This window comes from Pseudarthrobacter sp. NPDC055928 (assembly GCF_042270935.1).
Lineage (GTDB): Bacteria > Actinomycetota > Actinomycetes > Actinomycetales > Micrococcaceae > Arthrobacter.
Window position 1 is genome coordinate 71,684 of the sequence record NZ_JBHJZH010000017.1, and the last position, 12,190, is coordinate 83,873.

Here is a 12,190-nt window from a genome sequence, read left to right on the forward strand (position 1 = left end):
TCGCGTCCCATAACAACACCTGCTGCTACCTAGTTGGGGGTTGGGGCCTAGGTTAGCGGGTCTCGTTCATGGGGATGCGGACTCCGCGTTCTTTGGCGACGTCGAGGGCGCGGTCGTAGCCGGCGTCGGCGTGGCGGATGACGCCCATGCCGGGGTCGTTGGTGAGGAGGCGTTCGAGTTTCTGGGCGGCAAGGTCGGTGCCGTCGGCCACTGAGACCTGGCCGGCGTGGATGGAGCGGCCGATGCCGACACCGCCGCCGTGGTGCAGGGACACCCAGGTCGCTCCGGAGGCGGTGTTGAGCAGGGCGTTGAGCATGGGCCAGTCCGCGATCGCGTCGGAGCCGTCAGCCATGGCCTCGGTTTCCCGGTACGGGGACGCGACGGAGCCCGAGTCCAGGTGGTCTCGGCCGATCACGATGGGTGCCTTGACCTTGCCTTCCTTGACCAGCTGGTTGAACAGCAGGCCGGCCTTGGCACGCTCTCCGTACCCGAGCCAGCAGATCCGGGCGGGCAGGCCTTCGAACTCGACGCGCTCGGCGGCGGCGTCGATCCAGCGGTGCAGGTGCTTGTTCTCCGGGAACAGTTCCTTGATGGCCTCATCGGTGACGCGGATATCTTCCGGATCCCCGGACAGCGCCACCCAGCGGAACGGGCCCAGGCCCTCGCAGAACAGCGGCCGGATGTAGGCCGGAACGAAGCCGGGGAACTCGAACGCCCGGGCGTAGCCGCCCTTGCGGGCCTCATCGCGGATGGAATTGCCGTAATCGAAGACCTCGGCGCCGGCGTCCTGGAACTCCACCATCGCCTGGACGTGCCGGGCCATGGAGGCCTGGGCCTTCTTGGTGAAGCCCTCCGGATCAGCCTCCGCTTCGCGCTGCCATTCCTCCACCGAAATACCCTCCGGAAGGTAGGACAGCGGATCATGGGCACTGGTCTGGTCCGTGACGATATCAACGGTGAGTTCACCGGCGGTGTGGCGGCGCAGGATCTCCGGGAAGACCTCGGCGGCGTTGCCCACGTAGCCTACCGACCAGCCGCGGCCCTCTGCCTTGGCCTTCAGGACCTTGGCGATGGCGGCGTCGAGATCGGTTTCCACCTCATCGAGGTAACGCTTGCCCGCCCGGCGGCGCAGCCGGGTCTCGTCGACGTCGACAATCAGGCAGGCACCATCGTTCAGGGTCACCGCCAGCGGCTGCGCCCCGCCCATGCCCCCGCACCCGCCGGTCAGCGTCAGCGTCCCGGCAAGGGTGCCGTTCTCATCCCCGGTCAGCTTCCGCGCGATCGCGGCGAACGTCTCAAAAGTGCCCTGCAGGATGCCCTGGGTACCGATGTAGATCCAGGACCCGGCCGTCATCTGCCCGTACATCATCAGGCCTTCGGCCTCGAGCCGGCGGAACTCAGGCCAGTTCGCCCAGTCACCCACGAGGTTGGAGTTCGCCAACAGCACCCGCGGCGCCCACTCGTTCGTGCGGAACACCCCCACGGGCTTGCCGGACTGCACCAGCAGGGTCTCGTCCTTCTCCATGGTCTCCAGCGTCCGGGTGATCGCATCGAACGCCGCCCAGGACCGGACAGCCCGGCCCGTGCCGCCATAAACCACCAGATCATCAGGGCGTTCGGCGACCTCCGGGTCCAGATTGTTCATCAGCATCCGCAGCGGAGCTTCCGTCTGCCAGCTCTTAGCGGTCAGCTCAGTGCCGCGGGCTGCTTTAACCGGGCGGGCACCGGTAGTGAAATCGGCTTTCAATGTATTGCTCCTAATATCTTGCGCGGGCCTAGACCAGGTTCTTGGACTTGAGCCAGTCCTGGGCGATCTCGCCGATGTCCTCGAACTTCGCCACGCGGCCGTTCATCTCGATGAGGTCTTCCGTGGTGAGCGCGGCCGAGACTTTGTCCAGGACCTCCTTGACGGTGGCCGTGGACTTCTTCTCGTTGATGACCGGGACGATGTTCTCGGACAGGAAGAGGTTCTTGTCGTCTTCGAGCGCAACCAGGTTGTTGGCGGCCAGCGCCGGGTCGGTGCTGAAGAGGTCGGCCACCTGTACCTGGCCCGAAAGAAGAGCGTTGAGCGTCAGCGGGCCACCGGCGTCGAGCGCCGAGAACTCCTTGAACTCCAAGTTGTAGACGGACTTCAGGCCGGCGACGCCGTTAATGCGGGTCTTCCACTCCGGGGGGCCGCCCAGGACGAGTTCCTTGGCCGCGGGCTGGAGGTCGCTGATGGTCTTGAGGTTGTGCTTCTCGGCTGTTTCCTTCTTGACAGCCAGGACATCCTTGTCTTCTGCTTCTGAGGCCGTCAGCATGGTCAGCCCGGACGGGACCTTGGTGGCCAGTTCCTTGGCGACTTCTTCGGAGGAGACTGCCTTGGTCGACGAATCAAGGTACTGCAGGAGTGCTCCGCCGTATTCGGGCATGAGGTCGATGGAACCGTCCTTGAGTGCCGGGATGGTGACTTCGCGGCTGCCGATACTGGGCTTTTCGGTCACCTGGACGCCCTTGGACTTGAGGGCTTCGGCGTAGATCTTGGCGATGAGCTGGCTTTCGGGGAAGTCCGCGGAGCCGACAATGATGCTGTCACTCGAAGCAGCGGCCTGGGTGTTGGAGCTGCTCATGGGATCCCCGCCGCAGGCGGTCAGGGCCAAGGCTGCAGTAGCCGCGAGGGTGATGCCGGTCAGGTACTTTTTCATGTTAATGGCTCTCTGGGGAGGCTGGCGCGGGGCATGCAGCGGCCAGGTTGGGGTGGGTCGGGTTGCCGGACGGCGGTTGGGGATGTTGCGTGGGGTGGTGAGTCAGACCGTAGCGGGGATTTGCACGGTGTCGGCCGCAGCGGCCGATTTGATGGTGCGCCGGGTCAGTCCTGGTGAGACGATCCGACGCGTGATGAAGGCAAGTAACTGGTCGAAAACAAGGGCCATCAGGGCCACCAGCACGGCGCCGGCAACCATCTGGCTGTAGTCGTTCTGGGCCTTGCCATCGATCAGCAGGCGGCCGAGTCCGCCGAGCGAAATGTAGGCGGCGATGGTCGCCGTCGAGATGATCTGCAGCAAGGCGCTTCGGACACCGGACAGTACCAAGGGGAGCGAGCAGGGGAGCTGAACATCTGTGAGAATCTTCACGGTGCGAAAGCCCATGCCCTTGGCGGCGTCGACGGCGGCAGCATCCACGGCGCGGATGCCGGCATAGGTGTTGGTCAGGATGGGCGGCACCGCGAGCAGCACCAAGACGATAAGGCTCGGAAGGATGTAGCCCATCTTGGACGGGAAGGCCGGTGAGATCAGCAGGACCAGCAGGATCAGCAGTCCCACGCTGGGGAGGGCGCGGAGGGCATTGGCCAGGCCGGCGATCATGAAGACGCCTTTGCCGGTGACACCGATGTAGACGCCGAGCGGAACCGCTATCACGGCCGCGATGGCGAGGGCGATGAGCGAGTAAACGAGGTGCTCACCGATCAGGTTGGGGATGCCGTCGGCACCGGTCCAGTGCGCGGGGTCGAACAAGTAGTTGATCATGCTGCCACCACCTTGGGGGTCCACGGTGTCAGCCACCGGTTGAGGAGGATGATCAATCCGTCAATGATCATGGCCAGGACCACGCAGAGGATGATTCCGGCGATAATCGGGGTGAAGAACCGTAGCTGGAAGCCCTGGGTGAAGAGCGAACCGAGCTGGGGGATGCCGAGGAGTGCAGCCACTGACACGAGGCTGACGTTGGAGACCGCTGCTACGCGGAGGCCGGCGGCGATCACCGGCACGCCGACGGGAAGTTCAACTTTCAGGAGGCTCTGGTAGCCGCGGTAGCCCATGGCCTTCGCCGCCTGGACGGTATCTTCGGGAACAGAATCCAGGGCATCGGCAACCACTCGGACCAGCAGCGCCACAGTGTAGATGGTCAGCGCGGCCACGATGTTGATGGGGTCCAGGATCTTGGTGCCCAGCACCAACGGCAACAGGACGAACAATGCAAGCGAGGGCACGGTGTACAGCAGGCCCGCGATGCCTACCAGGAGGGGGTAGATCCGGCGGCTGCGGTGTGCCCACCAGCCCAAGGGCAGGGCAATCAGCAGGCCAAGGATCAGAGGGGTGACGGCGAGCAGGACATGCCAGCCGAGCAGGAACACAATATTGTCGAACTGGCGGCCCAGCCATTCAATGTTCATCGGGCCGTCTCCAGATGTGGTTCGGCCTCGATGGCCTTGACGATGTCGGACGCAGTTACCGTGCCGATGAGTTCACCGCGGTCGTTGACGACGACGCCGCGGCGGCTGGGGGAGGACAGCGCTGCGTCCAGAAGCTGGCGCATGGTCCCGGCCGATGTCGCAGACGTGCCGCTGAGGTTCAGGTGCTCCCGCTTCAGCTCGCCGACTACCAGCTCGGGCTGTGCCCAGCCAAGCGGTTTTCGTCCGCCGTCGACTACCAGGACCCATGCCCCAGTGGCCCTCGCACGCGCCTCCGCGGCGGAGTCTCCGAGCTGGACCACGGCCTCTTCGCTCACCGTCACGGCTCCGGCCACATTAGTGAAGCCCAACGAACGGTAGCCCCGGTCGCGTCCTACGAAGTCGGCTACGAATTCGTCTGCCGGAGAAGTGAGAAGCTCCGACGGCGTGGCCATCTGGGCGAGCTTCCCGCCGACGCGCATCACAGCCACCTGGTCCCCGAGCTTGAGGGCTTCGTCGATGTCGTGGGTAACCATGATGATGGTCTTGCCGATTTCTCGCTGGAGGCGGAGGAACTCGTCCTGGAGCTGCGCCCGGACCACCGGGTCCACGGCGCTGAACGGTTCGTCCATCAGCATGAACGCAGGATCCGATGCCAAGGCGCGGGCCACCCCAACACGCTGCTGCTGGCCGCCCGAGAGCTGCCAGGGGTAGCGCTTGGCGAAGTTCGCCGGAAGGCCAACGCGCTCCATGAGCTCAAGGGCCTTCTTGCGTGCTTGCTGCCGGCTCTCGCCGAGCAGCAGCGGCATGGTGGCTACGTTGTCCACGATGGTGCGGTGCGGGAAAAGCCCCGCGTGCTGGATCACGTAGCCGATCCTGCGGCGGAGCAATGCCGCGTCCATCCCGGAAGTGGGCTGGTCATCAAGGTAGATGGTTCCGCTGGTGGGTTCGATGAGGCGGTTGATCATCCGGAGCGAGGTGGTCTTCCCGCAGCCGGACGGGCCGACAAGGATGGTCAGCTTGCCGGTGGGGGCTTGGAGGTCCAACCCGTCCACGGCCACTGTCCCGTCCGGGTAAGTCTTGGTAACGCTTTCAAACCTGATCATTTTGTATCCATGCTTTCCAGCGGCTTTCCATGGTCTTCGGAGGGCGTATTGAGAATGGTTTTGGCCACTGTCGCCAAGTCCTCGCCGATTGTCATTGCCTTCGTTTCATCCAGCCTGTAACTGGGGGCCACGATGCTCAGGGCAGCCACGGTCCGGCCGCCCATGATGACTGGGGCGGCAACGGCCGTCACATCGTCTTCAACGCCGCTTCGCATGATGGCGAAGCCGCGTTCGGACTCGCCGCCGGTGAGGACCTTGCCTGCGGCCGATCCCTCCAGCGGGATGCTTCTGCCGACCCAGCTGGCATGCCGGATCGAGTGGGTTCCTTCAACTATTGCTATGTAGATTCCGGTGTCCCCAGCGCCGGGAATGCTGAGATAGCAGGACTCCCCGAACTTTGCGACGAGTCCCTTCATAGCCGGAGTGCACAGGGAGACCAGGGACTCGTGGCCCAGGGCCAGTGCACCGAGTTGGATGACGCTGGCACCCGGCCGGAAGTTTCCGCCCGGGTCCCGTGAAACGAACCCGCTGGCCTCGAGCGTCCGGAGCAGGCGCAAGGCCGTGCTGGCGGACAAGTCAACCACCCGGGCTGCGTCACTGAGGCTGATGGCCCCGTCTGTACACACAGCGCTCAAAAGCGCCAAGGCCCGTTCCACTGTCCGGGTTGAAGAATCTGCAGCCACTGGTTGACCCGCTTTCGAGTGGTCCGAATCACTATCTCTTGCCACTAAGTAAAAACCAGCTTTCATTCGATGACAATAGATCGCGCCTACATTTCACACGCTCTTCACAAAATCCAGGTTGACCGGCCCCTGGTGGGACGATCACGTTTCCGGCATGTTGCGGACCTGTTAAGTGTCGGCGGCATTCCTCCCGAGGCCTTGCCATGCAATGGAAACTGGTTTTTTACTTGGTGGCAGTTCGTACTAATCGGAGGTACATGTGGAAACCGTCAACCAGCTCCTTGACTCCATCAAGGACGTGGGCCGCGACGCGGTCCGCGGAGGCTATTCCCGGGCCGTCTACTCGACGGCGGAACTCGACCTGAGGGCCTGGTTCATCGACGAGGCGCGCCAGCGTGGCCTGGAGGTCGAAACTGACCGAAACGGCATCATCTGGGCGTGGTGGGGTCAGCCCGAGGACGGCGCCCTGGTTACCGGCAGCCACCTTGACTCCGTCCCCGGCGGAGGGGCCTTTGACGGCCCGCTGGGGGTAGCTTCCGCGCTTGCCGCCGTCGATCTCCTCAAAGCCCGGGGAGTGCAGCCGCGACGCTCCCTGGCCATCACCGCCTTCCCCGAAGAGGAGGGCTCCCGCTTTGGAGTGGCCTGCCTCGGGTCACGCCTTCTCACAGGAGCCATCGACGTCGACAAAGCGCGGAACCTGCGCGACGCTGACGGCAACACGTTCGCCGACGTCGCCCGCGCCAATGGCCTGGACCCCCGTCACATCGGTCCGGATCCACAGGCGCTGGCGCGTATCGGTGACTTTGTCGAACTTCATGTGGAGCAGGGAAAGGGCCTCGGAGCGCGCGGCCCGGCCATCGCCGTCGGAAGTTCCATCCTCGGCCACGGCCGCTGGAAGCTGAGTATCAGCGGCCAGGGCAACCACGCCGGGACTACCCTGATGGAGGACCGGGCGGATCCGATGGTGGCTGCCGCGCAAATCATTGTGGCCATCCGGCAGGCCGCCGCCCGCCAGCCCGATGCACGCGCCACGGTGGGGCGCCTCATCCCGGTGCCGGGCGGAACGAACGTTATCGCCTCCCGCGTGGACATGTGGCTGGACGCCCGCCACCCGGACGACGCCGTCACGGCCAGGCTCATCGAAGCAATCCATGGCAGGGCCCAGCGGCTGGCAGCCGAAGAAGGGTGCACGGTCATGCTGACTGAGGAGTCCTACAGCGGAACGGTCCATTTTGACCAGGGCCTGACCCGAACCATCAGCGGGATGCTGCCGGGGGCGCCGCTGCTGGCCACCGGGGCAGGTCATGACGCCGGTGTGCTGGCCGGATTTGTGCCGTCCGCCATGCTGTTCGTCCGGAACCCTAGCGGAATCTCGCACTCCCCGGAGGAACACGTCACCGATGAGGACGCCGGCACCGGCGCTGCCGCACTCGCGGACGTCCTGGAAGGGCTGCTGTGATGCGGTACTGGTGCGAGGCGGCAATGTTCGACGGCGGCACCGGTCCCGCAGTTGCCGGACGGGTGGAGATCGAGGTGCAGGACGGCCGGATCACACGCATCGCTCCGTCCGTTGACCCTTCCCCGGAGGCGCATATCCTGTCCGGCGTGGTTTTCCCGGCCGCGGCAAATGCCCACTCACACGCCTTCCACCGGATCCTGCGCGGCCGCACGCACCACAACCGTGGCGACTTTTGGGTCTGGCGGGAGCACATGTACCGCAGCGCGGCGGAGCTGACGCCCGACGCCTACGAGCAGCTCGCGACGGCGGTCTTCACGGAGATGGTGGTGGCGGGTTACAGCAGTGTGGCCGAGTTCCACTACGTCCACCACCAGCCCGGCGGCAAGCCATACCCGGAACCGCACGCCATGGAGCTTGCCCTGGCCAGGGCGGCCACCGCCGCCGGGATCCGGCTGACCCTCCTGGACACCCTGTATCTTGCCGGCGGCATCGGACTGCCGCTGAGTCCTGAACAGGCCAGGTTCGGGGACCGGGACGTGCAGGCATGGCTGGACCGGGTGGCTTCCCTTCGGACGGAAATCGCCCGGAGCTTCCCGCCCGGCATGGTCAGTGTGGGGGCCGCGCTTCACTCCGTCCGCGGGGTGCCGGAGGCGGACCTGGCCGTGGTGGCCGACAAGCTGCCGCACGACATGCCGCTTCACATCCACCTGAGCGAGCAGCCTGCGGAGAACGCGGCGTGCCTGGCAGCGCACGGACTGACGCCCACGGGACTCCTTGACCGGCACGGCCTGCTGAGCCCGCGCCTGTCGGCAGTCCACTGCACCCATTTGACGGATGAGGACATCGCTTTGCTCGGAAACGCCGGGGTAACCGTGGTCATGTGTCCCACCACCGAGGCGGACCTCGCGGACGGCATTGGCCCCGCCCGGGCACTGGCCAATGCCGGGGCTACCATCGCGCTGGGGACAGACCAGCACGCCGTGATCGACCCCTGGATCGAAATGCGGGCGCTGGAACACGGGGAACGCCTGGGCTCGGGGGAACGCGGCCGGTTTTCTCCTGAGGAGCTGCTCCACGCGGCTACCGAAGGGGCGGCCCGGTCCATGGCCACGCCGGTGGCACCGGAGGCTTTGCGGGTTGGCGCTGTCTGCGACCTGGTGGCTGTGGCCACCGGTTCGGTCCGGACGGCGGGATCGAAGCCGCAACAACTCCCCCTGAGCGCCACCGCTGCCGATGTCACGGCGGTGGTCGTCAATGGAGAGCTCGTGGCGTCCGACGGCGTTCACCACCGCCTGGGCGCACCGGGACGACTGCTGACGGACGCGCTCGAGAACTTTTCCTGAGCGAGGACATGTCCTTGTTCGCGGTGAGCGACGTTGATGGCCAGATGACCGCCATCCGGCGGTCCAGACAGCCCGGTTTGAGTGCTGCTGGCGGTTAGAATCGGCAGATGGACTACCTAGGCTGATTCAGGTCACAACGCGGTGACCAAGCCACCAGGAGACACTATGAAACCGATCCACAAAGCCCCGCCCTTTGATGTTGAACTCGGGGCAACGCTGACTGCTCTGGGAGATCTGCTCAACCCCACGCTGACCCCGGATATGATTCCCGGGATGCGGGGTGCGCCGCTCACATCACCCATCGAAGAGCAGCTTGCAGGTCACGCCGTGAGGCACGTAGAGCGAACCATCCCCGGCCCGGACGGGGCACCCGACCTGGTGGTTTCGATCTTCACCAGGATTGATCACGTTCCCGGCGGCCCGGGGATCTATCACACCCATGGCGGCGGCATGGTCATCGGGGACCGCTTCCTGGGGGCGGACATGCTCATTGAGTGGGTGGAACTCATGAATGCTGTCGCGGTGTCGGTCGAGTACCGTCTCGCCCCCGAGAACCCGGACCCGGCGCCCGTGGAGGACTGCTATGCCGGCCTTGTCTGGACCGCCGCCCATGCCGAGGAGCTCGGCTTCGACCCGGCACGCCTCATCATCGCTGGAGCCAGTGCCGGCGGCGGGCTGGCCGCGGGAGTGGCCCTGATGGCGCGGGACCGTGGAGGTCCGGCGTTGGCCGCCCAGGTGCTGATCTGCCCCATGCTCGATGACCGCAACGAAACTGTCTCCAGCTACCAGATTGACGGCTTCGGGCTGTGGGACCGCACCAGCAACGACACCGGCTGGGACGCCTTGCTCGGTGACCGGCGCAAGACGTCGGACGTGTCCGTCTACGCAGCCCCTGCCCGGGCAACTGACCTGTCCAACCTGCCGCCTGCCTTCGTTGACGTAGCTACTGGAGAAGTGTTCAGGGACGAGGTGGTGGCCTACGCGTCGGCAATCTGGGCCGTTGGAGGCGTAGCGGAGCTGCACGTCTGGGCCGGCGGATTCCACGGTTTCGACATGCTTGTTCCGCAGGCCGCAATGTCAATCCAGGCCCGGGCCGTACGGACGAGATGGGTTCGCCGCATCCTCGGCGCCTGACGCCTCGGCACGCTCCCCGGCAGGTGGCGGACAGAGTAGGATTTTCGGACCAGTAGCGACCTCAACGAAGCGGCAGATATGCAGGGATTGGTGTGGCGCCTCAAAGCGCTTGACCCCGAGGCATCCGAAGGCCTCAAGGTGATCGCGTACTTTGATGCGCTCGTTGACGGGCATGCCAGTGCCCACATCCTGCTGAAAGGCGCCGCGGTGCTCAGCGGCTGCCCGGCGGGATACGCGGTTGACGGGAACACCCTTCGCGTTGACGCCTCCGGTACGAAAACCGTGCCCGGGGCGCCCGGTGCCTGGCCCGGACATGACTTCGGTGATGGCGGGCGTGTGTGGATTGAGCGGTCCGGGCCCGCCTTCGCCAATGATGAGATGATCCTTGAGCGCGTGGCGATTGCGCTGGGGATCTCGTTCGACCGCACCAGCCCGGTGGCCGCCACCCGCCGGGCTGTCGCGACGGTCATTGACCGTACCGCGCCCCTGGACCGGCGGATGGATGCGGCCGCCATGCTCCATCTTGACCGGGACACGGCCTACCGCGTGGTGGCCGTCCCCGCCGCAACGGTGCTGCCGGGACCAAGTGCAGTCATCTACACAGAGGTAGGGCCCGTCCGGGCAGCTGTGTGCAGGCCCGCCGATGCACGGCCTGAGTCCCGCTCGGGGGTCGGCCTGGCTGTGCTGCCAGGCGCGCTTGAGAGGTCGTGGGACTCGGCGCTCCTCGCGCTGCGGCTGACTGGCCCGCAGAATCCGCGGCTGCTCGCCGATGACCTGGGAAGCCTGCTGGTCTTTGCGGAGCTGGCAGATTCCTCCGCGTTTGAGATCCCTGACCTCACGGCTCTGAAAGGGCTGCTGCGTGCTCAACCCAAGGCGCTGGTGCTCCTTGAGGCCATTGCGGCGACGAACAGCCTCCGGGCAGCCGCCGACGAGGTTGGCCTCCACCACTCCACCGTGCAGAGCCGCACCGCCGAGTACTCGCAGGCGGTTGGGTTCGATATCCTCACGGCGACAGGGCGTGTGCGCCTGTCCCTTGTCCTGACACTGTTCAGGCTCTCCGCCACAACGTTAGGTCAGTAGTCCGCTCTATTCCGATTAGCCCAGCTCGCCGGTCCCGGCCGCCGCGAGCGGCAGAATCTGATCCCAGAAATCCTCAGGGATGTCCCACTCCGCGAGCTTGACGGTTTCCTCGACGCGTCCAGGTTCCGACATTCCAACAATCGTGGAGCTGACCCGCGGATCCCGGGTGGAGAACTGCAGGGCGGCGGCAGCCAGCGGCACTCCGTATTCCTTGCAGATCGCCTCCATCTGCTTGACCCGCCCGATGATGGCCTCGCTGGCCGGGCGGTAGCAGTAGGTGGGGGCGGCGTCCGGACCCTTGACCAGCATGCCGCCGCCGAACGGTGCCGCGTTAACGTACGCCACCCCACGGTCCATGGCGTCCTGGATGAGCGGCTCGGCGGTCTGGTCCACGAGCGTGTAGCGGTTGTGGCTGATGACGACGTCGAACACATCGAGTGCGAGGTACTTCAGTTCAAGGTCGATCGGCCCGCCAGCTACGCCCAGGTGCCCGATGACGCCTTGGTCGCGCAGCTCGATCAGCGCTTCCAGCGGGCCGCCCGCCGCGATGCCTTCCTCGAAGGTGATCTTCTCCGGATCGTGGAGGTACACCAGCTGGAGCCGGTCCAGGCCGAGCCGTTCAAGGCTTTCCTCCACGGACCGGCGGACCCGGTCGCCGGAGAAGTCATTGATTCCGCGGATGGGGTCCACCTTCGTGGCCACCACAACGCCCTGGGGCAGCCCACCGGCTTCCGCGAGGGCTTGGCCGATGCGGCGCTCACTGTTCGTCTGCCCGTATTCATTGGACGTGTCGATGAAGTTGAAGGGGCCTTCGAGGACCCGGCGGATGGTGGCGACGGCGGTGTCGGTTCCGTGGGGCGCGGGGTGGCTGCCCAGCGAACTGGTGCCGACACAGACGGGAGACACGGACAGGCCGGTGCGGCCAAGGGGGCGGTATTCCACGGATGTTCCTTCGGGTGGGAGGCTCAGAAAGGGCTTTCTCTCCGCTATTCTGCCTGCTTCACCCACTTGATAGTGTGATTGACCACACACCCAGGAGGAGCCATGACCATCAACTCACCCGAATCCCTGCCCGACGACGACGCGCAGGAACCGGCAGCCAACGGCGGGGCTGACAAGGAGAAGGACGACGGCGGCGTCCCCGCCGGGCAGGAAGGCGTGGGCCTGGGTGCCACCAACGAGCCCAACACCTTCGAACCCGAAGAAGCTCCGGAGCCGGACTAACTTCCCATCGA

At 65.6% G+C, this 12,190-nt stretch carries 12 protein-coding genes; 5 read left to right on the forward strand and 7 right to left on the reverse strand.

Translation table 11 applies throughout. The annotated features are described in order from the left end of the window. Positions 1-52: 52 nt before the first annotated feature. The 6 genes from hutU to ACFC25_RS18850 all read right to left on the reverse strand — a co-directional run bounded on the left by hutU (position 53) and on the right by ACFC25_RS18850 (position 5,984). Positions 53-1,747, reverse strand: coding sequence for a urocanate hydratase (hutU, locus tag ACFC25_RS18825; protein ID WP_376047980.1), 1,695 nt, complete (start codon positions 1,745-1,747; stop codon positions 53-55). 28 nt (positions 1,748-1,775) lie between these two features. After that, positions 1,776-2,684, reverse strand: coding sequence for an ABC transporter substrate-binding protein (locus tag ACFC25_RS18830; RefSeq protein WP_337349196.1), 909 nt, complete (start codon positions 2,682-2,684; stop codon positions 1,776-1,778). A 102-nt stretch (positions 2,685-2,786) separates the two neighbouring features. Then, on the reverse strand, positions 2,787-3,506 hold the full coding sequence (locus ACFC25_RS18835) for an ABC transporter permease (protein WP_376047983.1): 720 nt from the start codon (positions 3,504-3,506) through the stop codon (positions 2,787-2,789). Beyond that, the gene (locus tag ACFC25_RS18840) at positions 3,503-4,153 is read right to left on the reverse strand and encodes an ABC transporter permease (RefSeq protein ID WP_337349194.1); all 651 of its coding nucleotides are present in this window, start codon (positions 4,151-4,153) and stop codon (positions 3,503-3,505) included. Before ACFC25_RS18840 ends, ACFC25_RS18835 begins: the two co-directional genes overlap by 4 nt. Further along, complete coding sequence (locus ACFC25_RS18845; RefSeq protein ID WP_376047986.1) at positions 4,150-5,256, reverse strand: ABC transporter ATP-binding protein; 1,107 nt, start codon at positions 5,254-5,256, stop codon at positions 4,150-4,152. The genes ACFC25_RS18840 and ACFC25_RS18845 overlap by 4 nt, the downstream gene beginning before the upstream one ends. Next, positions 5,253-5,984: an IclR family transcriptional regulator gene (locus ACFC25_RS18850; protein WP_376048041.1), complete on the reverse strand. Its 732-nt coding sequence runs from the start codon at positions 5,982-5,984 to the stop codon at positions 5,253-5,255. The genes ACFC25_RS18845 and ACFC25_RS18850 overlap by 4 nt, the downstream gene beginning before the upstream one ends. A 214-nt stretch (positions 5,985-6,198) precedes the next feature. Here ACFC25_RS18850 and ACFC25_RS18855 point away from each other — a divergent pair, with 214 nt between their 5' ends. From ACFC25_RS18855 to ACFC25_RS18870, 4 genes are all read left to right on the forward strand, one after another. After that, positions 6,199-7,398 carry an allantoate amidohydrolase gene (locus tag ACFC25_RS18855; RefSeq protein ID WP_376047989.1) on the forward strand — a complete coding sequence of 400 codons (1,200 nt, stop codon included), beginning with the start codon at positions 6,199-6,201 and terminating at the stop codon, positions 7,396-7,398. Then, positions 7,395-8,741, forward strand: a complete 1,347-nt coding sequence (locus ACFC25_RS18860; RefSeq protein ID WP_376047992.1) for a formimidoylglutamate deiminase — start codon at positions 7,395-7,397, stop codon at positions 8,739-8,741. Before ACFC25_RS18855 ends, ACFC25_RS18860 begins: the two co-directional genes overlap by 4 nt. 165 nt (positions 8,742-8,906) lie before the next feature. Further along, the gene (locus tag ACFC25_RS18865; RefSeq protein WP_337349189.1) at positions 8,907-9,875 is read left to right on the forward strand and encodes an alpha/beta hydrolase; all 969 of its coding nucleotides are present in this window, start codon (positions 8,907-8,909) and stop codon (positions 9,873-9,875) included. Between the two features lie 78 nt (positions 9,876-9,953). Further along, the gene (locus ACFC25_RS18870) at positions 9,954-10,955 is read left to right on the forward strand and encodes a hypothetical protein (RefSeq protein ID WP_376047995.1); all 1,002 of its coding nucleotides are present in this window, start codon (positions 9,954-9,956) and stop codon (positions 10,953-10,955) included. A gap of 15 nt (positions 10,956-10,970) precedes the next feature. On the opposite strand, the gene ACFC25_RS18875 is transcribed toward ACFC25_RS18870, so the two are convergent. Continuing rightward, positions 10,971-11,897 carry an aldo/keto reductase gene (locus tag ACFC25_RS18875; protein WP_376047998.1) on the reverse strand — a complete coding sequence of 309 codons (927 nt, stop codon included), beginning with the start codon at positions 11,895-11,897 and terminating at the stop codon, positions 10,971-10,973. Between the two features lie 102 nt (positions 11,898-11,999). Here ACFC25_RS18875 and ACFC25_RS18880 point away from each other — a divergent pair, with 102 nt between their 5' ends. Next, positions 12,000-12,179, forward strand: a complete 180-nt coding sequence (locus tag ACFC25_RS18880; RefSeq protein ID WP_376048001.1) for a hypothetical protein — start codon at positions 12,000-12,002, stop codon at positions 12,177-12,179. Positions 12,180-12,190: the final 11 nt, after the last annotated feature.